The organism is Streptomyces sp. CA-135486, from assembly GCF_050936555.1.
In the GTDB taxonomy this organism is placed as follows: Bacteria; Actinomycetota; Actinomycetes; order Streptomycetales; family Streptomycetaceae; genus Streptomyces.
The window spans coordinates 2,383,299-2,406,662 of the sequence record NZ_JBNJMM010000002.1 but is presented as its reverse complement, the minus strand read 5'-3'; the positions used below and the strand labels follow the sequence as shown (position 1 = coordinate 2,406,662).

The window sequence follows — 23,364 nt, the reverse complement described above, 5'->3', positions numbered from 1 at the left end:
ATTAATAACTTCGGTGTTCTGTAGGGTGGTTGGGTCGCGGTGCGCGTGCGTCGGCCCGGGGCGGGGAGCAAGCGGCTGCTCGAGCACGACCCCGGCCTGGTAGCCGCGCTCTTGGCGCTGGTCGAGCCCGGGAAGCGCGGAGATCCGGGATCCCCCTTGCAGTGGACGACCAAGTCGACCCGCAAACTGGCCGCCGAGCTGTCGGCTCAGGGGTACCGCATCGGCGCGGACACCGTGGCCGCCATGCTGAAGGAGGAGGGCTTCTCCCTGCAGGCGACCTCGCGGACCACCGAGGGTGCCCGGCATCCCGACCGGGACGCCCAGTTCCGCTACATCAACGACAAGGTCTGCGAGTTCACGCCGGCAGACGAGCCGGTGATCAGCGTGGACACCAAGAAGAAGGAGGTGCTCGGCGACTACGCGGTGGCCGGTCGCGAGTGGCACCACACCGGTCAGCCCGTGCAGGTCCGCGCGCACGACTTCCCGGAGAAGGGCGCGCAGAAGGCGGTGCCCTACGGGATCTGCGACCTGGCCGCGGACGCCGGGTGGGTCTCGGTGGGCTGCGACGGGGACACTGCGGCGTTCGCCGTGGCACCCTGCGCCGCTGGTGGGAGGCGGAGGGACGGGCCCGCTACCCGGACGCGACCCGGCTGCTGATCACCGCGGACGCCGGCGGGGCGAACGGCTACCGGGTGCGGGCCTGGAAGAAGGAGCTTGCCGACTTCACCTACGCGGCCGGCCTGGAGGCCACGGTCTGCCACTTCCCTCCGGGGACATCGAAGTGGAACAAGATCGAGCACCGCCTGGTCTCCCGGATCAGGACCAACTGGCGCGGCAGGCCGCTCACCAGCCATGAAGTGGTCGTCAACACCATCGGCGCGACCACGACCCGCACCGGGCTCACCGTCCGCGCCGAACTCGACCCCGGCGCCCACCCGACTGGCACCACCATTCCCGACCACGTCATGGACCGGCTCCCCCTGGAGCCGCACGAGTGGCACGGCACCTGCAACTACAGCATCCGACCCGAACCGCTTGGCCGCGAACCCCCGGGCCCGTCACCGGAGTTCGGCCGCTTCACCGCGGGGGGCTAGGCCCCGCATGGCTGCACCATCCCAGCCTGACCGGCATGGAGCCCGCCGCCTGGCAGACTCTGCTCGGCCGCTACCGCGACTACCTGGACGAGCACCCGCCGATCATGATCCCCGGCAAAAAGACCGGCCCCGGCACCGGCAGCCACTACCTCTCCATCGCCGACCGCCTCCTGGTCTGCGTCCTCAAGACCCGCTGGTCCCTGCCCCAGCCGCCGCTGGCGTCCCTCCTCAGCGTCTCCAAGGCCATGATCGGCGCCGCCGTCCGCGACGTCGGCCGCGACCTCGCGGCTCTCGGGCACACCGCACCCACTGGTGCCATCACCGTGACCACCGCCGAGCAACTCGCCGCCATCGCCGGACACACCCTCGTCCCCGGAGAGCACCAAGATCCCGAAGTAATCTTCCGGCAGCTCCCTGGCCTCAGCCTGGGAACGCAGGAACGTAGCCCAACTCGGTCCGTTACGTCGTGGGGCCGGGTCGATACCTGCCTCTTGAGGATCTCCCAAGCGGTGGAAGGCGCCACCGTGATCCCGAGACCTGCCAACTCCCCGGTGATGCGGCGATACCCCCAGCCGTCGTTCTCGCGGGCATGCGCAGCACGAGCCTCGTGATCGAGGGATGCCGGCGCGGACGCCCTGGGTTCTTGCGCCGCGATTTCTCCGCCCAGCGTCGTTTCACCAGGTCCCGGTGCCACTTGAGGATCGTCGCCGGGTTGACGGGAGGTCGCAGGCCCCGCGTGCCGGGCTCGAGGTATCAGAGCCAGGAACGCGGCGAACACCGCCCGATCCGCCCATGTCACTTCGGGCGCGCGGTCACGCGACGCTCGAGCAGCGCGACCTGGTGGCGAAAGAGAAGGATCTCCGCGTCTTTCCAGGCCGACGATCATCGCCGAACCGGCAGAGGATCGCAACCTGTGCCCTGCGGGTGACCTGCACGGACGGCATTGCCGGCAAGCACAGGAGGAGTTGGTTCGGCCGCTCGTAGGGTTTCAAGACTGCTTCACCGAGCCTGAGCCGAGTTTCCTTCGCTGAACTCCCGTCGAGTTCAGCGAAGGAAGCGGCGGTGACACGCAGGAACGCGCGGCCTGGGGCTGGGCCCCAGAGTAAACATCGTGATTAATCGAGGTCAGCCGACCGGCGTCTCACTGGTCGCGATGAGCCTGCGGTATTCCTTGGCGTTCAGGGCGAGGTCCTCGTCCGACGGGTCGAAGATCATGCCGTAGACGGAGTGAAAACCCTGATAGTCAAGCTGGCAGAACTCCAGCGATTGAGCGACCGGGGCGAGGTACTCCTCGAGGGTCCGTCGGGCGAGGCCTTCCGCGGCGTAGGTCTCCAGGGTGCTGCCGACCGTGACGGCCAGCCAAGCCTTCTTGCCCTGCAGCGCGGAGGCGGAACCGTCGAAGGTGAAGGCGAAACCGTGAACCAGCACCGCGTCGAACCAGGCCTTGAGCAGCGGGGTTACGTTGTACCAGTAGACCGGGAACTGGAGAACGACGGTGTCGTGCTCGCGCAGCAGCTGCTGCTCGCGTGCGGCATCGATCTTGAAATCGGGGTAAGTCTGGTAGAGGTCGTGGACGGTGACGTTGTCCAAGTCCTTGATCTCGGCGAGCCAGGTGGCGTTGCCACGGGATTCCGTGAGGTTCGGGTGGGCGACAATGACGAGGGTGCGATTGGTGGTCACTGACTGTTCCATTTCTCGTGTAGGACGCGAACCCGTGTGCGTCCTCACTGTCAATGTTGGCGAGCGGGTCGGTCGTGTCCGCGGTCATGCGTCTCGAGCGCTTTGAAAGGGCGATCGTTTCGGAACGAGCGGCTGTGTCTCTGTAAGTAAAGGCGGTCGGTGATCCGACCGGCGTTTATCACGCAATATTGACGGACTCGTTCCACCGGAGACCGTCCGGGTGGTGGATATTCACGCGCACCCCCAACGCCCCAGGGGCGTTTCGAAGTCCCGGTGATCACGTGAGTCCGCAGGTCGCGGTGGTGCGAGAAGTGCGGGTCGGGCCGTAGCGAATGCAACGAAGCTCCGGTTGAACGGGGTGACCTTCCCAAGTCGCCCTGAATCGTCGGAGCTTCGATGTGCCGCCAGTCTGCCACCGTCTGCCTGACCAAGTCGCCCGCTCTGGGCAGCGTGACGGGGTTGCCGCTGGTGGAGCGGTTGCGGGTGCTGCCCGATCCGCGGCGGCGTCGGGGGGTTCGTCACCCGTTCGTGGCGGTGCTGCTGGTCGCCGCCTCGGCGGCGCTTGCCGGCGCGCGCTCGTACGCGGCCATCGGCCAGTGGTCCGGGAATGCTCCTCAGCACGCCCTGGCCCGCCTCGGTGCCCGGGTCGTCGGGGCGTTGGGTGTGCGGGTCGCACCGAGTGCCGCCACGATCCGGCGGGTTGTCGGCCTGGTCTGCCCCGGCGGCCTGGCCGACCTGACCGGCGCTGATCCTGCCGGATCGGACTCGGTGGACTCGACGGCAAGGCCGCCCGAGGCTCCCGGCACGGCGAGCTGCCCGCTCTGCCCACCTGCTGGCCGCGATGACCGGCGACGGCCGCACCGTCACCCAACTGCGGGTTCCCGACAAGACCAGGTCCGGGTACTGCTCCTGGTAGTGGTGGGCCAAGTCGCGTACCTGGGTCCGTGTCCCTTGCAGGAGGTAATGATGATCAAGCGCGTTGCACCGTGAGGACGCGGCCCACGGACGAACGCATCCAGAGCCTTCCTCGCGTTCGCTTCACTGAACTGGGCCACTTGCTTGACATGGAAGGCATACCAGCTGCCGTCTGCGGTGCGCCCACCCGGTGTCCAGACCGCGCAGCGCATCGCTACCCCTACCCGGCCACGCTGCCCAACCAAAGCACGTCACGCGCCCGGGTCATTGCCACGAAGAGCTGGCTACGCAACAGCTCTTCGCGCTCTCGTGCCGTTTCAGCCACCTCCGCGACGCTGGGGCCGCAGGCTGACGCCCCGTTCGGTAGGGCGGCATCGTGCTGCGGCAGGTATACGCGCTTGAACTCCAGGCCCTTGGCCCTGCGATACGTCCCCAGCTTGACCGCGTCGGCGGGGCGGCCGTCGTAGTGCTCCAACAGGCATACCGGGATCTCGGCGCGGGTGAGCAGCCGCCGGTAGTGGCCGATGGCCCGCATGGAAGGGCACAGCACGGCGGCATCAGCTCGTGCGCCGTCAGGCAGTTCGCGCAGGGCGTCCAGGAGCGCTTGGTCGTGTTCGGCCACGGTCGGCTTCGTGACGCGGACCACCTGGCCGTCGTGGTACGTGAGGTCGACGTCCCGGCGGCCGGGTGTGCGCAGGCCGTCGATGTCGTCGAAGGCGTCGTCGGCGACGACCGCGAGGGCCGTGTCGAGGATCTGCTTACTGTTGCGGTAGTTGGTGCGCAGCACTTGTCCGCGGTCGCCGCGGATGTCGATGCCGGCGTCGGCGAGGCGGAACCCGCCCGGGTAGACGGCCTGTTGGCCGTCGCCGACCAGGAGCAGCCCGTTGGGGACGTCACCGACCAGGGCGTGCAGGAGGCGTACTCCGACGAGGGTGAGGTCCTGGACCTCGTCGACGATCACGGCCGCGTACCGGGGCCGGTCCGTACGCCGCGCCGCTTCTGCCAGGGCAAGGGAAAGGACGTCGTTGAAGTCGTGCACGCCGCGCTCGATGCGCAGGGACTCGTACGCCTCGTACAGCGCCCACATGGCCTGGCGGTGCGGCTGGCGCAGGATCGTCCTGCGGCGGCGCCGGGGCACCGTCGCGTACTCCTCGAACGTGGTGATACCGCGGCCCTTGATGACATGGGCGATCTCCTCGCGCCAGTAGCCCGGTGCCGGGTCGATCTCCGCCAGGCGGCTGTCGCGCCCGACGTGCTTCCAGGCGAGGCTGAAGGCGGTCTCGGCCTTGTCCCCGTGTAGCCGGACCTGGACGCCGCGCTCCTGCAGGAACTCCTGCGCCCAGGAGTGCAGGCTACGGAAGTCCACCCGGTCCGCGACGGCCGGGGACATGGTCTTGAGGAAGGTGCCCTGCACCCGGGGCAGGTTGTTGGCGAACGTGACGTACAGGATCCGGCCGCTGGTGCGCCGGGCGAGGTGGGCCGCGCGGTGGAGGCCGACGACTGTCTTGCCCGTGCCTGCCGGACCGCTGATGCGCGCCGGACCCGACCAGTTGCGGCGTACCAGCGCGACCTGATCGGGGTGGAGGAAGGTCATCCACTGCTCGATCGGGGCCCGCAACGCCTCCTCCAGGGCCGCGTCACGCAGACCGGCCAGGTCGAAAAGACCGTCGGATTCGACCTGCTGCGGCTGTGCTGGCGGAGGCGGGGCCGTCTGGCCGACCGCCGATCCCTCGTAGTCGGGGAAGATGCGCTCCAGGTGATCGGCGATCGCGCGGACCGATTCCGTACGCAGTCTGCGGCGCTCCGACAGCAGCGCGGGGCCGACCTCGTGCTCACCCAGGAGCCGGATCCTGCCGAGCCCGGCGTCGACCCGCTGGCCCGCGAAGACCATGAGCGGCTGAACTGCCACCGGTGACAGGCCGAGGGATGCAACCGCGCCCTCGGCGGCTTTTGTCACTGCCAGGAGCTTTGCCGCGTGCTCGTCGCGCGGCTCGCCTCCGGCACGGAGCTTGCCGCCCGAAGTCTCCGGAGCAGACCGCCAGTTCTTGACGTCGACGACGAAGACCCCGCCGGGGCCGACCAGCAGCATGTCCACATTGGCGGTACGCGTCCCCGGCCACCGTCGATCCACCAGCAGCCGCCACCCGCGTTCCGTGAGCACCAGCAGCTGGGCGGCGACCCGGCGTTCACCCTCACTCGCCGCTTCCCACTGACGCGCCTGTCGGCGGGCGGCCTGCCACTGTTCCCGCAGCTGCCGCTCCTGTCGCCGCGCCTCTTGCGCCCGTCGCGACGCCGACCCGCCTGTCGCCATGCCCAGCCCCCTCATACGCGGAGTAGCGATCATAGGACGGTCCGCGACCGGAGCGGCAGGGTGCACAATCGCCGAGCCAGGATGGTTCCCCGTCCGTCAACGACGCTCAGGCAGCCGTTCAGGCTCAGGCATCGCGACGACCCAGCCCAGCGAGTCGTCGTGGCAGCAGGCTGTGCGGACCTGGCCGGCGAAGAAGCGGTGGGCGCCGCACTGGCGGAACTTGGGTGCCGTTCAGCTGTACGCGTCCGCCTGGGCGGTATACAGCTCCGCGTAGCGGCCGCCGGAAGCCATCAGTTCGGCGTGCGTGCCCTGCTCCGTCACCCGGCCACCGGAAAGCACCACGATCCGGTCCGCGCCCCGGACCGTGGAGAATCGGTGCGAGACGAGCAGAGTGATCCCCCCGCCAACAGCGCCGCGCCCCTCAGTGAACGCCCGGTACAGATCATCCTCGGCAACCGGATCCAGCGCGGCGGTCGGCTCGTCCAGTACCAGCAGCAGCGGAGCCGACCGCATCACACCGCGCGCCACAGCAAGCCGCTGCCACTGGCCTTGCGACAGGTCCGCGCCCTGGTACACCGTCCCCAGCTGTGTATGTATCCCCTCCGCGAGCCCACCCACGAACGAATCGGCTCCGGCCCGACGGAGAGCACCACCCACCACCCTCGCATCATCCAGCGCGGCCAGATCACCCACCCCCCACCGCCCGCCCCACCACCAACTGGAACTGCACAAAGTCCTGGAAGACGCGCCAGGCAGTGAGGTCGAGCCGGCACGTTCGGGTGGGCGGTCGTGAGCTCGCCGAACCACCCGGCCACGCGCTCCTGACCGGCGTTGTCGAGGCTCACGTTGTCGAACACGATCGCCTTGTGCTCGTTGAGTGCATGACGGAGCGTCGTGATCGTCGAGAGGTCGGGCGGCGCCGTGAAGTCGACGCCCTCGACGACCGCGCCGATGCGGCCCGTGAGCTTGCGGATGGACGGAGACATGAGGCGGTCCCTCTCAAGGAATTGGGCGCACTGCCGCGTGCTGAGAGTTGGAGTGAAGGGGTGAGGGGCGGGGACGAACGGCCACAGAGGCAGTGGTCGGTCCGGTAGCTGTGCGGGAGCGACCGAGAACTACCCGAGGAGTGCCCGAAGTCCGTGAAGCCACGAGGACAAGGTCGTGCGATCGCCCCGGTCAGCGTGTGCTGCGCAGCCGCATCCGAGGGAACGTCGCTTCTTCGGCCTCAAGCCCGTCGACAACGCGACGTGCTTGCGACAGCCGCGTCAGCCTGCTCGAACAGCCTTCTCGTCCGCGCGATCTCCGGATGCCACCCGGCTCTTCTCCCCACAGCCGGGGAGGACAGACGGAGAAAAGAGACGGAGAAAGGACGCGGAGAAGGAGGCGGTCAGGCGGTGGGTGCGGCAGTCCCTCGGGGAGGCACCGATGTGCGGGCGGCTTCGCACCGCCATTCCCGGACGTACGCCTTCGACGCAGACCGGCCGCTGCCGGGGACCGCTTTTTGGATCAGCGACAACAGGACGTGCTGGACACGTGCGCCAGGTCGATGTGGCGCCGCCGAGTCAGGTCCACGCGCGGGTTCATGAGACGTGAGTTCAGCAGACGTCCACCTCTTCGGTCAAGAAATCCCGGAGTGATCCCGCATTGCGGACATCGGAACTGCTCCGTCTCTCCGGAATGGAGCCCCCGACGCCTTCCGCGCCCGCCGCGGTGCCGACCCGGCCACTCTCCCACCGCGGCGGGGACTGCGCGCTCCGCGCGCACCCTGTCGGGACAAGCCGGCCACCGCGTACGAGCGGCACCGCGCCGCGCGGGAGTGGGCACTTGGCCGGAGGCACGGACGGGAGAGGTTCGCCGTCGCGACCGGCCCTGAGGCGGAGCCAGTGGTCACGTCTTTACGCGCGGTCCGCGGCAAGGTCCATCAGGCGGGCCAGCACACGGCCGCTCGAGGCGGTGACGCCGTCGTGCTCCCATTCATTGGTGACCCAGACGCGGGTGGCACCGACCTCGCGCGCGGTGCGCAGGGAGAGCGCGGCGTCCACGTACATGTCGTCGTGGTAGACGATCGCGGCGAGGGGGACCTGGTTGGCCGCGAGGCGGTGCGGGTCGTACAGCGGCGGCCAGTCGGCGCGTTCGGCCAGCAGGTCGGCGGCGTCCGCGAAGGGGCGCAGACCCATGATGTCGCGGAACATCCATGGGTAGATCATTTCTCCGGTGAGGAGCAGGGGATCCGCGTCCTCGGCGAATTCGGGGAGGTCCGCGAGCGCCCGCGAGGCGGCCCAGCGGCTCGAACCCGCGCCCTGACCGTAGAGCGTCTCCTGCATCACTGCGAACAGCGGATTGTCGGTGAAGGCGGTCAGGTTCATCACCTGGTGGAGGAAGGTGTCGGTCAACTCGCCGTCGGCGTCCAGGGATTCGTCGAGCAGCCAGTGGATCCGTTCGAAGCCGTCACCCATGCCGAGGGCGAGTCCGAGGGTGCGCAGGCGGCGGATGGTAAGGCGGTCTCCATTGGGCAGGCGGACCCCGGTGGTCGCGAGGAGATCGGCGATCTTGCGGAGGCGGGGGGCGTCGTCGGGGTAGCGGGCGTAGAAGTCGAGAACGCGGTCCCGCACCCGTGGGTAGGTCCGGGCGTATACGTCGTCGGCGGTGGCGGTGAGGCCGGGCAGGCCACCGGTCACATAGCAGGCCCGCAGTCCCTCGGGCGCCTGGGAGAGGTAGGTGAGGGTGAGGAAGCCGCCGTAGCTCTGGCCGAGTGTCTCCCAGCGCTGTTCACCGCAGAGTTGACGGCGGATCAGTTCTGCGTCGGCAACCACGGAGTCCGCACGGAAGTGGCAGAGATATGCGGCGAGTCGGTCGGGGGAAGCGAAACGGGCGGCGGACCGGGCGGTGACCGGGGTGGAGCGGCCGGTGCCCCGCTGGTCGAGGAGGAGCACCCGGTGGGTCTTGAGCGCCTGGGGCAGCCAGCTCGGTGAACCGGCCGACGGACGGGGTGATTTGCCGCCCGGGCCGCCCTGTAGATAGAGCAGCCAGGGAAGGCCTTCGCCGACGCGGGCCGGGTCGACGACCTCACGGGCGAAGACCTGGATGTCCGGCCCGTGGGGGGCGGAGTGGTCCAGGGGGACGGTGAAGACGTGGTCGACGGTCGCGTACGCGGGGTTCATGGCTCCCTTTCACAGCCCAGGAGCTGCGGCATGAAGTGTGACATTGCATGGATCAGCATGGGGCGGCCGACTGCCGGCGGGGAGCCCTCAGGTCCGCATAACTCCGCGTTATGGAGGGTTGTGCCCCCGGCTCACCCGCGGCGGGCGGTCTTCGCCGCGGTCTCGCTCCTGGCCCAGAGGGAGCGCACATGGCCCAGATGCCTGGCCGTGCACTTCTCCGCTCCCTTCGCGTCGCCGGCGAGCATCAGGTCGAGGAGTTCCAGGTGTTCCTCGGCCGAGGGAATCAGCCCGCCCCGCTCGTCGAGGGCGGTGAGCCCGTACAGGCGGGATCGCTTGCGCAGGTCGCCGACGGTTTCGACGAGCCTCTCGTTGCCGGAGAGGGCGAGGAGCGAGAGGTGGAACTGCCGGTCGGCCTCCAGGTATCCGATGAGGTCGTGGTCGCGCGCGGCCCGGACGATCTCCTCTGCGACCGGCCGCAGCGCCTGAAGTTCCTCAGGAGCGGCGGACCGGGTGATCCGGCCGACGGTGGGGATCTCGATCAGGGCACGGATCTCGGTGTACTGGTCGAGATCGCGCTCATTGACCTCGGTGACCCGGAACCCCTTGTTGCGGACGGGCTCGACCAGGCCCTCCCGGGCCAGGTCGAGCATCGCCTCGCGCACGGGCGTCGCGGAAATCCCGAAGTCCTCCGCGAGCCCCGGCGCGGAGTAGACCTCCCCCGGCCGCAACTCGCCGGAGATCAGGGCGGCCCGCAGGGCGTGGGCGACCTGGTCGCGCAGCCGCTCGCGGGTGGCGTTGAGGTCGCGCTGCTTCAGGTGCCCCATAACGGTGGTGATCCCTTCATCCCGGAGCGGATCACCACCGTACAATGTCACGTTGTTTTCACAGGTGACAGGGTGTACGTACGGCTGGAGGTGTAGAACTCCAAGGCCGCGTGACCCTGTTCGCGCTGCCCGTGGCTGGATGCCTTGGCGCCGCCGAAGGGCAGGTGGAAGTCAACGCCGTTGGACGGGGCGTTGATCCGGATCATCCCGGTGTCGAGCTGATCCAGTCCGTTCAGGGCCGTGTCCAGGTCCGCGGTGTGGACCGAGGTGACCAGGCCGTACGGGACCGAGTTGGTGATCCGTACCGCATGGGCGAGGTCGTCGGCGGGCAGCAGGACCGCGATGGGCCCGAAGACCTCCTCGCGCAGCAGCCGGTGGCCCGGGGACACCTTCTCGACCAGGGTCGGGGCCGCGTACCAGCCGGGCCCGTCGGGCACGGTGCCGCCCGCGAGTACCGAGGGCCCGCCCCAGGCACCGCTGACCTGATCGCGCGCATGCTCGTCGATGAGTGGTCCGCACACGGTGGACGGATCGGCCGGATCGCCGACCGCGACGGTCCGCAGCGCCTCGGAGAGAGCCTCGCGCAGGGGGTCGATGGCCGCGCCGACCGCGATCACGCGGCTGGTGGCGGTGCACTTCTGGCCCGCGTATCCGGCGATCGCGGCGGCGATGTGGGCCGCGGCCTGCTCGATGTCGGCGTCCGGTAGGACGAGGGCCGCGTTCAAGCCGCCCATCTCCGACTGGACCGGGATGCCCCGGGCAGTGGCGCCACGTGCGACGGCCTGGCCGACGGTTGTCGAGCCGGTGAAGGAGATGACGTCGGCGGCGGAGACGAGGGCGTTGCCCTCGGTCGCCCCGCCGGGCAGCACGGTGAACTCCCCTGCCGGCAGGCTCTGCTGGACGATCTCGGCCAGGCGCTGGGCACACGCCGTCGCTTCCGGAGCGGGCTTGAGGACGACCGCGTTGCCCACCGCGAGTGCCGGGGCGGCCTTCCAGCTCGGGATGGCGAAGGGGAAGTTCCAGGGTGTGATGAGGCCAGCGACGCCGTGCGGGCGCCGGCGGGTGAGGAGGAGTCCGGAGCCGGCGGCGGGTTCGTGGACGGCGCCGGTGGGTTCGTACGGGGCCTGGGCGTAGTAGCGCCAGATCGCGGCAGTCCGCGCGACCTCGGCCCGGGCCTCGGCGAGCGGCTTGCCCACCTCGCGCACGGCGAGTTCGGCAAGCTCGTCCGCGGCGGCCTCGATGCCGGTGGCGACCGCGGTGAGCGCCGCCGAACGGGCTGCCGCGCCACCCATCAGCCAGCCGGGCTGGGCGGCACGGGCACGCTCGACGGCGTCAACCGCCGCGAACGCGCCCGGAGTCGGGATGTTGACGAGTACGTCGGTGGGGTCGGCCGGGTTGCGGGAGACGAGGCTGGTCACAGGAGGAAACCTCCGGGGAAGGGGCCGTCCGGGTCGAGGGTGTGCGAGTCGACGGCGTGGAAGACATGGCTCGTGCGCATGTGTGGGCTCCCGTGGTCAGTGGTGACCGTCGGCGACGGCCTTCTCGGTGGCGGCCCGGACTCCGGCCTCGACGGCTCCGGTGAGGGGAAAGCGCGGCGGGCGGGTGGGGCCGCCGCGGCGGCCGGTGATGTCCATCGACAGCTTGATGGACTGGACGAACTCGGTCTTGGAGTCCCAGCGCAGCAGGGAGTGCAGGGAGGTGTAAAGGGGCAGGGCGGTGTCGAGGTCGCCGGTGACGGCGGCGTGGTAGAGCTCGGCGCAGGTGGCGGGGAAGGCGTTGGGGTAGCCGGCGATCCAGCCGACCGCGCCGGCCAGGGCGAGTTCGAGCAGGACGTCGTCGGCGCCGATCAGGAGGTCGAGTTCCGGGGCGAGTTCGGCGATCTCGTAGGCCCGGCGGACATCGCCGGTGAACTCCTTGACGGCGACGATGTGCCCGTCGCCGTGCAGTGTGGCCAGCAGTGCGGGGGTGAGATCCACCTTGGTGTCGAGGGGGTTGTTGTACGCGACGACCGGCACCCCGGCCTGGGCGGTCTCGGCGTAGTGGGCGCGGACGGCCTGCTCGTCGGCGCGGTAGGCGTTGGGGGGCAGGAGGAGGACCGAGCCGCAGCCGGCTTCGGCGGCCTGCTCGGCCCAGCGGCGGGCCCCGGCGCTGCCGTAGGCGGCGACACCGGGCATCACCCGGGCTCCGTCGCCCGCCGCCTCGACGGCGGTGCGGACCACGCGGGCCCGCTCCTCGTCGGTGAGGGTCTGGTACTCACCGAGCGAACCGTTCGGCACGACACCGTCGCAGCCGTTCTCGATCAGCCAGGCCACGTGCTCGGCGTACGCGTCGTAGTCGACGGACAGATCGTCGCGCAGGGGCAGCGCGGTGGCGACCATGATCCCGCGCCACGGGCGGGTGCTGGTCCAGGAGCTGGAGGTCATGAAGAAGCCCTTCCGTAATGTGTGACATTTTACTGTGAGAGAGGTGCCGCCCCGGAGCGCTCCCCGTGGAGGCGGCAGTAATATTTCACATTGCACTGCCGATGCCAAGGGCTTCACGCGATCCACCCGTGACACACCCCCCAGCGACCCCCTGATTCGGACACAGGTGCGTAACGGACTCGCCAACACCTTGTGCAGTGCAATTTCACATTACTATTTTACCGGTCACATTCCAGTCCTCGGCTGGCCGACTGCTCTCGGAGTGACCAGATGAACAAGCGCACCCTTACCGCCGTCGCAACCGCCCTGGCGGCGACCATCACACTCGGCGCAGCCGGCTGTTCCGGCTCCAAGCATCCGGCCGGGGGCCAAGGCGCCGGCGGCAAGAACCCGGCGGCCGACAACCAAGGCGCCGTGGTCGGCGGCACTCCGCAGAAGGGCGGCACCCTCACGGTCCTGTCGAACCAGGACTTCACCCACCTCGATCCGGCCCGCAACTGGGTAATGAGCGACATGGAGTTCGGGACCCGGCTGCTCTACCGCACCCTGGTCACCTACAAGGCGGCCCCCGGCACGGCGGGCGGTGAACTCGTCCCCGACCTCGCGACCGACCTCGGCACCTCCTCCAACGGCGCCAAGACCTGGACCTTCCATCTCAAGCAGGGAATCAAGTACGAGGACGGCACGCCCGTCACCGCGCAGGACATCAAGTACAACGTGGAGCGGTCCTTCTCCCCCGACCTGCCCGGCGGCGCCGACTACGCGGCCCGCTACCTGGCCGGCGCCGAGGGCTACCAGGGGCCTGCCGAGGGCAAGCACCTCGCCTCCATCAAGACGCCCGACGACCACACGATCGTCTTCGAACTCCGCAAGCCCTTCGCGGAGTTCCCCAACGCCACCGTCATGCCGACCTTCGCCCCGGTGCCCAAGGGCAAGGACAAGGGGCCTCAGTACGACAACCGGCCGTTCTCCTCGGGCCCGTACAAGATCGAGTCGTACGAGCGCGGCAAGAAGCTGGTGCTGGTGCGCAACACCGGCTGGGACGCCTCGACCGACCAGGTGCGCAAGGCCTACCCGGACAAGCTGGTCATGGTGATGGGCCTGAAGGCGAACCAGATCGACGACCGGCTGATCGCCAGCCAGGGCGCGGACGCCTCCGCCGTCTCCTGGGGTGCGCTGCGGCCGGAGAGCGCGGCCAAGGTGCTGCCCGACGCGGAGGTGCGCAAGCGGCTGATCGCCGAGTCGACCAACTGCACGGACATGGTCCAAATGCACACCGGGCGGGCCCCGTTCAACGATGTGAAGGTCCGTCAGGCCGTGCAGTACGCGCTCGACAGGGACTCGGTGCTCACCGCCTCGGGCGGCCCCGCCTTCAACGACCTGTCCACCGCCTACATGCCGGCCACCCTCTTCGACGGCAAGGAGCCGGACACTCTGAAGATCCCCGCGACCGGTGACATCGAGAAGGCGAAGCAGCTGCTGAAGGAGGCGGGCAAGCCGGACGGGTTCGAGACGAAGATGACCGTCTCGACCGGGGACAAGGGGCGGGCCGAGGCGATCCAGCAGTCGCTGGGCAAGGCCGGGATCAAGGTCACCATCGAGACCGTCGACCCGTCGGCGTTCTACGCGACGATCGGCGACACCAAGAACCGCACCGACATCGCGTACACGGGCTGGTGCCCCGACTACCCGTCCGGCTCCACCTTCCTGCCGTTCGTCTTCGACGGCCGCTACATCAAGGAGAAGGGCAACTCCGGCAACCACTCGCTCTTCCGCGACGAGCCGACCATGAAGCGGATGGACGAAATCGCCGCCATGACCGACGCCAAGCAGGCCAACGCCGCCTGGCAGCAGCTGGACGGCGAGATCCTCGCCAAGGCCCCCGCCGTGCCGGTCCTGGTCCGCCGCTGGCCCCTGGTGCTCGGCAGCAACATCGCGGGCGCGTACGGCCAGACCTCCTTCGGCGGCCAGCTCGACTACGCCACAGTCGGCCTCAAGGACCCGTCCAAGAGCCAGGGCTGAGGTTCGTCGGATCATGGCCCTCGCAACCGCACCGGTGGAGGTTCCGGCGGGCAGCGGCCCCTGGCAGCTGGCCCGCGCGGAACTACGCCGCCGCACCTCCGTCAAGATCTCCCTCGTCGTCGTCGTGCTCCTCGTCGTCATGGCGACCGCCGCACCCCTGCTGAGCGCACTGGGCGGCTGGTCGCCCGACGAGTTCGACAAGTCCGCCGTCGACCCCTACCTGGGCGGGCTGCCGCTCGGACCGCTCGGCGGGATCTCCGCCGATCACTGGCTGGGCGTCGAACCCGTCACCGGCCGCGACCTGTTCGCCCGGGTCGTCCACGGCGCCCAGGTCTCCCTCCTGATCGCCTTCACCGCGACCGCGATCGTCGTGGTCGCGGGCACGGCGGCCGGGATCGCGGCCGGCTACTTCGGCGGCCGCACCGACGCGGTCCTCAGCCGGATCATGGACCTGACCATGTCCTTCCCCTCCCTCATCTTCATGATCGCGATGATGTCGGTGGCCAAGGACGTCAACCGGATCGTGCTGATGACCGCCGTGATCGGGCTGTTCGGCTGGCCCGGCATCGCCCGCGTGGTCCGCGGCCAGACGCTGTCGCTCAAGCACCGCGAGTACGTGGACGCCGCCCGGGTGGGCGGATCGGGGTCCTGGCGGATCCTCACCCGCGACATCCTCCCGGGCGTCGCCGGGCCGGTCATCGCGTACACGACCCTGATCATCCCGGGCATGATCGCCACCGAAGCGGCCCTGAGCTATCTGGGCGTCGGCGTCCGCCCGCCCACCCCCTCCTGGGGCCAGATGATCGCCGAGAGCGTCGCCTTCTACGACACGGATCCCATGTACTTCGTCATACCGAGCATCTGCCTCTTCCTCGCCGTGCTCGCCTTCACCCTCCTCGGAGACGCGCTGCGGGACATCCTCGACCCGAGAGGAAGCCGCACATGACCCGCTACCTCGGCCGCCGGCTGCTCGGTGTGATCGGCGTGCTGATCGCGATCGCCGCCGTCACCTTCACGATCTTCTACGTCCTGCCCTCCGACCCGGCCGCCGCGGCCTGCGGCAAGTCGTGCAGCGTCGAACGCCTGGCGGCGATCCGCGCCCACATGGGCCTGGACCAGCCGATCTGGGTGCAGTTCTGGGACTTCCTCAGCGGCGTCTTCACCGGCCGCAGCCTGGGCAGCGGCCAGTACGCGCTGCACTGCGGCTTCCCGTGCCTCGGCTACTCGTACGAGAACAGCGAGTCCGTCTGGGGCCTGCTGATGGACCGGCTTCCGGTCTCCGCCTCGCTCGCGTTCGGCGCGGCGGTGCTGTGGCTGGTGCTCGGCCTGACCGCCGGAGTCACCGCCGCCCTGCGCAAGGACACCCTTCTCGACCGGGTCCTGATGATCGGCGCGGTCGGCGCCGCCTCGGTGCCGGTGTACTTCACCTCGATGATGCTCATCTACGGGCTGATCCGGGTGGCGGGGCTGTTCCCCTATCCGCAGTACGTGTCCTTCGGCAGCGACCCCGTCCACTGGGCGACCAACCTGCTCCTGCCGTGGCTGGCGCTCGCCATCCTCTACGCGGCCATGTACGCACGCCAGAGCCGCAGTTCGATGATCGAGACGATGGCGGAGCCGTTCATCCGCACTGCCCGCGCCAAGGGCCTGCCGCGTCGCACGGTCGTCGTCAAGCACGGGTTGCGGGCCGGCATGACGCCGATCCTCACCATCTTCGGCATGGACCTGGGCGGGCTCCTCGCGGGCGCCGTCATCACCGAGTCCATCTTCGGACTCCCGGGCATCGGCCGGCTCTTCTACGGTGCGCTCTCCAGCGGGGACCAGCCGGTCATCCTCGGGGTCACACTGCTCGCCGCCACCTTCATCGTCGTCGCCAACCTGGCCGTCGACCTGCTGTACGCCGTCGTCGACCCGAGGGTGAGGTTTTGATGACGCCAAACCAATCTCTGCTGACCGTACGGGATTTGAGTGTCACGTTCGCGACGAAGCGGGGGCCGGTACGGGCCGTGGACTCGCTCAGCTTCGACGTCCACCGGGGCCGCACCCTGGGCATCGTCGGCGAGTCCGGATCGGGCAAGTCCGTCACCTCGATGGCGGTGCTCGGGCTGCACACCGCCGCCGAGGTCACGGGCTCGATCAGCCTCGACGGACAGGAGCTGCTGGGGCTCGGGGAGCGGGAGATGAACCGGCTGCGGGGCCGCCGGATGGCCATGATCTTCCAGGACCCGCTCTCCAGCCTCCACCCGTACTACACGGTCGGCGAGCAGATCGCCGAACACCACCGGGTCCACTTCAACTCCCGCCGTGCGGTGGCCCACAGACGGGCCGTGGAGATGCTCGCCGAGGTCGGCATCCCCGAGCCGGCACGCCGGGCGGGCGAGTATCCGCACCAGTTCTCCGGCGGGATGCGCCAACGCGTGATGATCGCCATGGCGCTGGCCTGCGAACCCGAACTCCTCATCGCGGACGAGCCGACCACCGCCCTCGACGTCACCGTCCAGGCCCAGATCCTGGAACTGATCGCCCGGCTGCAGCAGGATCGCGGCCTCGCCGTCGTCATGATCACCCACGATCTCGGGGTGGTCGCCCGGGTCGCCCACGAGGTGCTGGTGATGTACGGCGGGCGCGCGGCCGAACAGGCCCCGGTGGACGCCCTGTTCGCAACCCCCGCCCACCCCTACACCCGTGGGCTGCTCGACTCCCTGCCCCGGCTCGACGACAGCGACGACGAACCGCTGCGGGCCATCCCCGGCAGCCCGCCGTCCCTGCTGGCGCCCGCCCCCGGCTGTGCGTTCGCGCCCCGCTGTGCCCGGGCGGCAGGCGCCTCGCAGAGCGAGCGGCTGCGCTGCGAGACCGAACGGCCCCTGCTCTCCGGACCGGCCGAGCATCCGGCCGCCTGCCACCTCCCCGCATACGAAGGCGTCGCCTCATGAGCAGTACAGTTCAGCCACTCCCCAGCGGGCGGCCACTCCTCAGCGTGCGGGACGTAACGATGGCCTTCCCGGGAAAGCGCCGCGGAAGGGATCCCGTGCGAGCCGTCGACGGCATCAGCTTCGATGTGGCCGCCGGGGAGACGCTGGGCCTGGTCGGCGAGTCCGGCTGCGGCAAGTCCACCACCGGCCGCATGATCGTACGGCTCCTCGAACCCACCACCGGCTCGATCACCTACGACGGCCACGACATCAGTCACCTGTCCCAGCGCGAACTCAAGCCACTGCGCCGCGAACTCCAGATGGTCTTCCAGGACCCGCACTCCTCCCTCAACCCGCGCCAGACCGTGGCCCGGATCATCTCCGACCCCCTTCTGGCGCAAGGGAGTTCTCAGGCAGCAGCACGCAAGCGGGCGGCCGAGCTGATGGACCTGGTCGGACTCATCCCCGAGCACATCGACCGCTATCCGCACGAGTTCTCCGGCGGCCAGGCCCAGCGCATCGGCATCGCCCGCTCGCTCGCCACCAGCCCCCGGCTGGTCGTCGCCGACGAGCCCGTCTCCGCCCTCGACGTCTCCGTACAGGCCCAGATCGTCAACCTCATGGAACGCCTCCAGCAGGAGCTCGGCCTGGCCTACCTCTTCATCGCCCACGACCTCTCGGTCGTCAAGCGGGTCTGCGACCGGGTCGCCGTCATGTATCTCGGCCGGATCGTCGAAATCGGCGACAAGGAACGGGTGTACGCCGCCCCCGCCCACCCCTACACCCGGGCACTGCTCTCCGCGGTGCCCCTGCCCGACCCCGCAGCCGAGCGGGCCCGTGAGCGCATCACGCTCCTGGGCGACCCGCCCAGCCCGGCCGCTCCCCCACCGGGCTGCACCTTCCACCCGCGCTGTGCCAAGGCCCAGGCCCTCTGCCGCACCGAGGCACCACTGCTGCGGATCGCCGCACCGGGCGAGCCGCGGGAGGTCGCCTGCCACTTCCCCGAGGCGGCCTGAACACGGTGGTGCCCCGGATCCGCCCCACGGATCCGGGGCACCACTGTTCCGTCCTGGCGCGTGCCGCCTCGCGCCTGGCTACGGCAGCCAGGGGGCGCTCGTAGGGTGAGGCGCGTGATCGTTCGCAAGGGCGCAGTGAACGCAGGCGGTGGTCGGCGACCGGGCTATGCGGCAGCGGCCCTGGTGTTCGCCATCGGGATGGCCGGGACCACCCTGCCCACACCGCTGTACGGGCTCTACCAGGAACAGATCGGCTTCTCCGAGCTGATGGTGACCGTTGTCTTCGCCGTGTACGCCGTCGCGGTCATCACCGTGCTGCTGGTGGCGGGAAACTATTCGGACGAGGTCGGCCGCCGACCGGTGCTCCTGATCGCCATGGCCTCGTCGGCCGCGAGCGCGGGATGCTTCCTCCTGGAGAGCGGTCTGCCGCTGCTCTTCGCAGGGCGGCTGTTTTCCGGCCTCGCGGCCGGCCTGCTGAGCGGCGCGGCGACAGCGGCCGTCATCGAGCTGGCCGGCCCCGGGCAGAAGGCGCGGGCCGGATTCGCCGCCACCGCCGCGAACATGGGCGGTCTGGGCTGCGGGCCACTGCTCTCCGGGCTGCTCGCGCAGTACGCGCCGTGGCCGCTGATGCTGCCGTTCTGGGTCCACCTGGGGCTGGTGGCGGTGGCCTCCGGGATCACCTGGTTCCTGCCGGAGACCGTGACGGAGCCGAAGCGATGGCCACCTCTGCAGCCGCAGGGAATCAAGGTGCCGCCGGAGGTGAAGGGTGTGTTCGCACCCGCGGCGGTGGCAGCCTTCGCCGGCTTCGCGCTTCTCGGGCTGTTCACGGCGGTCGCGCCGAGCTTTGCCTCGCAGACCCTGGGTGTGCACAACCTGGCTGTTTCGGGCGCGGTAGTGTTCTCGGTGTTCCTGGCTTCGACCGTCGGGCAGTCCCTGACCCAGCGGATCGGCGCGCGCCTCGCGCTCCCCGTGGGGTGCGGAGTCCTCGTGGTGGGCCTGATGTTGGTGGCGTCATCACTGATCGCCGAATCCTTGGTTCTGCTCGTCCTGGGCGCCCTGTGCGGCGGCGCCGGCCAGGGACTGGCCTTTCGCGCGGCACTCACCCTGGTCAGCGGCGCGGCCCCGGCACTGCATCGTGGCGGCACCATTTCGGCGTTCTTCGTCGTCGCCTACACCGGGATCTCGCTGCCGGTGGTCGGTGTCGGCGCCATGGCCACCTATCTCGGGCTGCGCGAGGCCGGGCTGATCTTCACGGGCTGCGTGATGCTACTGGCGGCGGGCGCGGGAACATACGCGGCGCTCAGGCCGCCCACGGAGGCGTAGCCGGGCGCCCGTTGGCCGCCGACGGGAAGCAGGCGCCGGACGCTTCGCAGCGTCCGGCGCCTGCCGTGGTGACGGGCGGGTCAGACAGCGGTGTCGGGGATCCACGAGCCGTGGATCATGGCCGGGACGCGGCGGGGCAGATGGATGGTGGCGATCGGCGGGACGGACAGGTCGGAGGCGTCCAGGACGAGCATCTTCGACGCGTTCGCGTTCAGATCGCTGACCACCGTCAGCAGATAGCCGGCGTCCTCGTCGGTGGCGCCCTCGGCCTGGACGAAGACGGCCTCGCTGGGGAGCTGTCCGTTGCCGACGGGCAGCAGCTGGCGGCCTCCGGTGCGGCGGTCGTACTTGACGAGGGTGTGGTTGCCGATGCCGAGGTCGTCGGGGAAGGAGAGGGCGTACTGATAGCGGTGCTCGCGGCCGGTGTACGCGTCGTTGATGGTCGGAAACTCCACGGTCAGGTCGTCGATCTGCTCCTCCCTGACCCGGCCCGCCGCCAGGTCGACCGTCCAACGGCGGGTGCGGGAGCCGGAGTTGGGCTCGGCGCCGCGGTCCGGGGCGCCGACCCACCAGTTCCAGGAGCGCTGCCAGCCCTCGCGGCCCACGGTCGGGCCCTCGACGACGATGCGCCCGTTCGCGTCCTCGTAGGCGTTGGCGAAGTGCATTCCGTACCCCGGGAGGATGTCGAACCAGCGGACCTTGTCCGCGCCGCCGGCGCCGCGCGGCATGACGCCGATGCGCGCCTCCTGGCTGTCGCTCCAGCTGTACGGGATGCCCGAGTGCTCGGACATGTCGAAGGTGACCGAGCCCTCCAGGAACACGACGTAGTGCTCGGTGATGGCGAAGTCGTGCTTGAGGGCGGCGCTCGCCCCGGGGACCTCCTGGCTCTGAAGGACCTGGCCGTCCGGCGAGGCTACGTGGTGGATGAGGAAGGGCGGGAACGGGGAGGAGGCGAAGAAGTGGAGCTCACCGGTGGCCGGGTCCTCCTTGGGGTGCGCGGTCATGGCGGAGGTCAGCTTGCCGCCGAAGTCGTAGGCGCCGACGGTCTCCAGATCGGCCGTCAGCTCGAAGGGAAGGTTCGATTCGCACAGCGCGAGCAGTCGTCCGCCGTGCTCGATGACGTGCGTTCCGGCCGTGCTCGCGGTCAGATCGGGGCCCTTCTCCGTCATGTACGGGGCGCCGTCCAGTGCAGGGGTGTGCACCCAGCGGTTGCGGTACCACTCGGCGCGGCCCTCGCGCAGCCGGATCCCGTGGACCATGCCGCTGCCCTTGAACCAGTGGGTCGGGGTGACGCCCGGCTTCGGGTTGTGGCTGTTGCGGATCAGCCGGCCGGTCAGCTCGGGGGGCAGATTGCCCTCGACGGTGAGGTCGGTGGCGGTGATCTCGTCGGTGACGGGGGTGTAGTGGCCGGTCAGGTAGGGCTTGCTGGTCATCGTGAAGACCTCGTCTCGGTGATGGTGGTGTGGTGTTGTGCGTGGGCGGGACGGCCGTGGCCCGAACCGCTCCGGACCGCTCCGGACCGACGCCGCCGCGCTGCTACCGGCGTTCGGCCTCGGCCTTCAGGTGGCCGAGCCAGCTCTCCAGGGACTGCCTGAGCGCCTGCTCCATTGCGACGGGCTGGGCTTCGACCGGTGCGCCGCTCCAGGACTCCTCGGTGCGGACCCTCACCACGCCGTCGGCCTCCTCGAAGGTCCACACGTGAACGCCGTCGATGCCGTGCGCCGGGCCGCCCCAGACGATGCGCCGGCCGGGCACGACCTCGTAGACGGTGGAAGTGATCTCGAGGCCCGCGGTCAGCCATGTGAAGGACGCACCAGGGACGAGCGGGCCCTCGAAGTCGGCCCGGTCGATGTCCGGGTGCCACTCGGCCCAGGAGCCGATGTCCGTGTGCAGGTCCCAGACGTCCGCGAGCGAGGCGTTGATCGTCGTCGAGAGGCGGACGACGACGGGGGCGTGCTCGTCGATGGTGTGGGCGGGCTTGTCGCCGGGAGTGTGCGTGGTCATGGCGCGTTCTCCTTCAGAGGTGTTTCGAGGTGTTCTTGCACGTGGTTCAGTGCGTGGTTCGGGGTTCGCGGTGGTTCATTGCCGGCCTCGGGGCCCGGGGTTCGGCAGAGCGGGACCGGGCTCCGCCGGCTTCTCGTCCGCGTCGGCCTGTCGGGCCGATCGGCTTGCGAGGAGAGGGGTGAGTGCGGCCCCGGCGGCGATAAGGGCCGCCGAGACGAGGAACGCGGTCCGGTAGCCCTCGGTGAGCGCCTGGGCGTAGGGGTGGTGGTGCCGGGCGGTGGCTGTGGTCGAGGCGGCGAGGGTGCTCAGCACCGCCAGACCCACGGCGCCGCCGATCTGCCGAGTGGTGTTGACGAGGCCACTGGCCAGCCCCGCGTCGGCGGGCCGCACGCCGGTGACAGCGGCGCCGGTGAGCTGGACGAAGGCGATTCCCAGGCCGAGGCCGATCACGAGCGTGGGGCCGAGCAGATCGGTGACGAAGGTGCCCTGCACGGAGATACGGGCCAGCCACAGCAGCCCGGCGGCCTGAGTCAGCAGGCCGGCGGCGAGGGTGACATGCGGTCCCAGCCGGCGGGCGAGGCGCGGCGCGAGGGACGAGCCGAGCATGTTCGCCGCTGCGAGCGGGAGTTGTGACAGTCCTGCCTCCAGCGGACCGGCGCCGAGCACTTGCTGCTGGTAGAGGGGGAGGAAGAAGAACAGTCCGACCCACACGGCGCCGAGCAGCGTCATGACGAGATTGGCCGGTGCGACCAGTCCTTCGGAGAGCAGACGCGGCGGCATGAGCGGGGCGGGATGGCGCCGTTCGACCAGGACGAAGAGTGAGAGCAGGACGACCGCGGCCGTGAGGGAGCCCAGCACGATGGGATCGCTCCAGCCGGCGCGCCGGGCGGCGGTGAGGCCGTGGACGAGGGTGACGAGCCCGACGGTGACGGCGAGCGTTCCGGCGAGGTCGAGACGCCTGGCTGCCTGGACGGGAAGCCGTGTGGCGGGCACCAGCACAGCGGCCGCGCCGAGCACCACGGCCGCGCCGAGGCCGGACACGTGGAAGATCCAGGGCCAGCCCAGGCTCTCGGTGAGCAGTCCGCCCGCCAGGACTCCGGCCGCGCCGCCGGCGCCGGAGACGGCGCCCCACACCCCCAGTGCTCTGCCGCGGCCAGGACCGGGCGGGAAGAGCTGCATGACCAGGGCGAGGGCGGCAGGCGCCACAGCAGCAGCTCCGATGCCTTGGAGCGTGCGGGCGCTGATCAGCAGCCACGGTGTGGTGGCCAGGCCGGCGGCGAACGAGGCCATGGTGAAGAGCGCGAGGCCCGCGAGCAGGACCCGGCGCCGGCCGACCAGGTCGGCGGCCCTCCCACCCAGCAGCAGAAGTGCCCCGAAGGCGAGTCCGTAGGAGTTGACCACCCAGGACATACCGCTGTCGGACAGACCGACCCCGTCACGGATCGGGGGCAGGGCGACGTTGACGACGGACGTGCTCAACGTGATCACGAACTGCGCACCGGCCAGGACGGCGAGGGCGGCTCCGCCGCGCGCTGCCGACGGGGCGCCGGGCCCCGTGCGGGGCCTGCCCGGGATGGTCGACTTCACGAAACCTCCTATGTGTGGTTAACCACTCACTCCAGTGGTCTGAAAACAGGCGGCCACCGAACCGGTTGGCAAGGTGGCCGCCCCGTCGGGCG

18 protein-coding genes and 1 pseudogene are annotated in these 23,364 nt (G+C 70.0%); 8 read left to right on the top strand and 11 right to left on the bottom strand.

Going from position 1 to position 23,364, the window contains the following annotated elements:
* Window positions 1-36: 36 nt before the first annotated feature.
* Window positions 37-1,705 (top strand): annotated as a pseudogene (locus ACQEVG_RS30325) (ISAzo13 family transposase); the annotation flags it as partial.
* A gap of 514 nt (window positions 1,706-2,219) precedes the next feature.
* On the opposite strand, the gene ACQEVG_RS30320 reads toward ACQEVG_RS30325, so the two are convergent.
* Complete coding sequence (locus ACQEVG_RS30320) at window positions 2,220-2,774, bottom strand: NAD(P)H-dependent oxidoreductase (protein ID WP_432989647.1); 555 nt, start codon at window positions 2,772-2,774, stop codon at window positions 2,220-2,222.
* Between the two features lie 396 nt (window positions 2,775-3,170).
* Here ACQEVG_RS30320 and ACQEVG_RS30315 point away from each other — a divergent pair, with 396 nt between their 5' ends.
* Window positions 3,171-3,764: a transposase family protein gene (locus tag ACQEVG_RS30315; RefSeq protein WP_432989645.1), complete on the top strand. Its 594-nt coding sequence runs from the start codon at window positions 3,171-3,173 to the stop codon at window positions 3,762-3,764.
* Between the two features lie 145 nt (window positions 3,765-3,909).
* On the opposite strand, the gene ACQEVG_RS30310 is transcribed toward ACQEVG_RS30315, so the two are convergent.
* The 7 genes from ACQEVG_RS30310 to ACQEVG_RS30280 all read right to left on the bottom strand — a co-directional run bounded on the left by ACQEVG_RS30310 (window position 3,910) and on the right by ACQEVG_RS30280 (window position 12,408).
* Window positions 3,910-6,000: a UvrD-helicase domain-containing protein gene (locus ACQEVG_RS30310; RefSeq protein WP_432989643.1), complete on the bottom strand. Its 2,091-nt coding sequence runs from the start codon at window positions 5,998-6,000 to the stop codon at window positions 3,910-3,912.
* A 231-nt stretch (window positions 6,001-6,231) separates the two neighbouring features.
* Window positions 6,232-6,528, bottom strand: coding sequence for a hypothetical protein (locus ACQEVG_RS30305; RefSeq protein WP_432989641.1), 297 nt, complete (start codon window positions 6,526-6,528; stop codon window positions 6,232-6,234).
* Entirely contained in the window at window positions 6,513-6,986 is a 474-nt protein-coding gene (locus ACQEVG_RS30300; protein WP_432989639.1) for a TauD/TfdA family dioxygenase, read from the bottom strand. The genes ACQEVG_RS30305 and ACQEVG_RS30300 overlap by 16 nt, the downstream gene beginning before the upstream one ends.
* 909 nt (window positions 6,987-7,895) lie before the next feature.
* Window positions 7,896-9,161 carry an alpha/beta fold hydrolase gene (locus tag ACQEVG_RS30295; RefSeq protein ID WP_432989637.1) on the bottom strand — a complete coding sequence of 422 codons (1,266 nt, stop codon included), beginning with the start codon at window positions 9,159-9,161 and terminating at the stop codon, window positions 7,896-7,898.
* Window positions 9,162-9,292: 131 nt separating this feature from the next.
* Window positions 9,293-9,985 (bottom strand): GntR family transcriptional regulator, encoded by a 693-nt coding sequence (locus ACQEVG_RS30290; RefSeq protein ID WP_432989635.1) that lies wholly within the window; start codon window positions 9,983-9,985, stop codon window positions 9,293-9,295.
* A 47-nt stretch (window positions 9,986-10,032) separates the two neighbouring features.
* Complete coding sequence (locus ACQEVG_RS30285) at window positions 10,033-11,403, bottom strand: aldehyde dehydrogenase family protein (RefSeq protein ID WP_432989633.1); 1,371 nt, start codon at window positions 11,401-11,403, stop codon at window positions 10,033-10,035.
* 96 nt (window positions 11,404-11,499) lie between these two features.
* On the bottom strand, window positions 11,500-12,408 hold the full coding sequence (locus ACQEVG_RS30280; protein ID WP_432989631.1) for a dihydrodipicolinate synthase family protein: 909 nt from the start codon (window positions 12,406-12,408) through the stop codon (window positions 11,500-11,502).
* Between the two features lie 270 nt (window positions 12,409-12,678).
* On the opposite strand from ACQEVG_RS30280, the gene ACQEVG_RS30275 reads away from it, so the two are divergent.
* From ACQEVG_RS30275 to ACQEVG_RS30250, 6 genes are all read left to right on the top strand, one after another.
* Entirely contained in the window at window positions 12,679-14,430 is a 1,752-nt protein-coding gene (locus tag ACQEVG_RS30275; RefSeq protein ID WP_432989629.1) for an ABC transporter substrate-binding protein, read from the top strand.
* 13 nt (window positions 14,431-14,443) lie between these two features.
* Window positions 14,444-15,376 (top strand): ABC transporter permease, encoded by a 933-nt coding sequence (locus ACQEVG_RS30270; protein ID WP_432989627.1) that lies wholly within the window; start codon window positions 14,444-14,446, stop codon window positions 15,374-15,376.
* Window positions 15,373-16,359 (top strand): ABC transporter permease, encoded by a 987-nt coding sequence (locus ACQEVG_RS30265; RefSeq protein WP_432989624.1) that lies wholly within the window; start codon window positions 15,373-15,375, stop codon window positions 16,357-16,359. Before ACQEVG_RS30270 ends, ACQEVG_RS30265 begins: the two co-directional genes overlap by 4 nt.
* On the top strand, window positions 16,359-17,363 hold the full coding sequence (locus ACQEVG_RS30260; protein WP_432989622.1) for an ABC transporter ATP-binding protein: 1,005 nt from the start codon (window positions 16,359-16,361) through the stop codon (window positions 17,361-17,363). The genes ACQEVG_RS30265 and ACQEVG_RS30260 overlap by 1 nt, the downstream gene beginning before the upstream one ends.
* Window positions 17,360-18,358, top strand: a complete 999-nt coding sequence (locus tag ACQEVG_RS30255) for an ABC transporter ATP-binding protein (protein ID WP_432989620.1) — start codon at window positions 17,360-17,362, stop codon at window positions 18,356-18,358. The genes ACQEVG_RS30260 and ACQEVG_RS30255 overlap by 4 nt, the downstream gene beginning before the upstream one ends.
* 114 nt (window positions 18,359-18,472) lie before the next feature.
* Complete coding sequence (locus ACQEVG_RS30250; protein ID WP_432989618.1) at window positions 18,473-19,681, top strand: MFS transporter; 1,209 nt, start codon at window positions 18,473-18,475, stop codon at window positions 19,679-19,681.
* A gap of 80 nt (window positions 19,682-19,761) precedes the next feature.
* Here the strand turns inward: ACQEVG_RS30250 and ACQEVG_RS30245 are convergent, their stop codons facing one another.
* The 3 genes from ACQEVG_RS30245 to ACQEVG_RS30235 all read right to left on the bottom strand — a co-directional run bounded on the left by ACQEVG_RS30245 (window position 19,762) and on the right by ACQEVG_RS30235 (window position 23,272).
* Window positions 19,762-21,114 (bottom strand): carotenoid oxygenase family protein, encoded by a 1,353-nt coding sequence (locus tag ACQEVG_RS30245; protein WP_432989616.1) that lies wholly within the window; start codon window positions 21,112-21,114, stop codon window positions 19,762-19,764.
* A gap of 103 nt (window positions 21,115-21,217) precedes the next feature.
* Window positions 21,218-21,685: an SRPBCC family protein gene (locus tag ACQEVG_RS30240; RefSeq protein ID WP_432989614.1), complete on the bottom strand. Its 468-nt coding sequence runs from the start codon at window positions 21,683-21,685 to the stop codon at window positions 21,218-21,220.
* Between the two features lie 75 nt (window positions 21,686-21,760).
* A complete protein-coding gene (locus ACQEVG_RS30235) occupies window positions 21,761-23,272 on the bottom strand; it encodes an MFS transporter (RefSeq protein WP_432989612.1) in 1,512 nt (503 codons plus the stop codon).
* Window positions 23,273-23,364: the final 92 nt, after the last annotated feature.

Excerpts from the sequence above, each read along its gene's own strand:
- ACQEVG_RS30315 (WP_432989645.1), top strand. The coding sequence starts at position 3,171 with ATGTGCCGCCAGTCTGCCACCGTCTGCCTGACCAAGTCGCCCGCTCTG.
- ACQEVG_RS30310 (WP_432989643.1), bottom strand. The coding sequence starts at position 6,000 with ATGGCGACAGGCGGGTCGGCGTCGCGACGGGCGCAAGAGGCGCGGCGA.
- ACQEVG_RS30300 (WP_432989639.1), bottom strand. The coding sequence starts at position 6,986 with ATGTCTCCGTCCATCCGCAAGCTCACGGGCCGCATCGGCGCGGTCGTC.
- ACQEVG_RS30295 (WP_432989637.1), bottom strand. The coding sequence starts at position 9,161 with ATGAACCCCGCGTACGCGACCGTCGACCACGTCTTCACCGTCCCCCTG.
- ACQEVG_RS30290 (WP_432989635.1), bottom strand. The coding sequence starts at position 9,985 with ATGGGGCACCTGAAGCAGCGCGACCTCAACGCCACCCGCGAGCGGCTG.
- ACQEVG_RS30280 (WP_432989631.1), bottom strand. The coding sequence starts at position 12,408 with ATGACCTCCAGCTCCTGGACCAGCACCCGCCCGTGGCGCGGGATCATG.
- ACQEVG_RS30275 (WP_432989629.1), top strand. The coding sequence starts at position 12,679 with ATGAACAAGCGCACCCTTACCGCCGTCGCAACCGCCCTGGCGGCGACC.
- ACQEVG_RS30270 (WP_432989627.1), top strand. The coding sequence starts at position 14,444 with ATGGCCCTCGCAACCGCACCGGTGGAGGTTCCGGCGGGCAGCGGCCCC.
- ACQEVG_RS30265 (WP_432989624.1), top strand. The coding sequence starts at position 15,373 with ATGACCCGCTACCTCGGCCGCCGGCTGCTCGGTGTGATCGGCGTGCTG.
- ACQEVG_RS30260 (WP_432989622.1), top strand. The coding sequence starts at position 16,359 with ATGACGCCAAACCAATCTCTGCTGACCGTACGGGATTTGAGTGTCACG.
- ACQEVG_RS30255 (WP_432989620.1), top strand. The coding sequence starts at position 17,360 with ATGAGCAGTACAGTTCAGCCACTCCCCAGCGGGCGGCCACTCCTCAGC.
- ACQEVG_RS30245 (WP_432989616.1), bottom strand. The coding sequence starts at position 21,114 with ATGACCAGCAAGCCCTACCTGACCGGCCACTACACCCCCGTCACCGAC.
- ACQEVG_RS30240 (WP_432989614.1), bottom strand. The coding sequence starts at position 21,685 with ATGACCACGCACACTCCCGGCGACAAGCCCGCCCACACCATCGACGAG.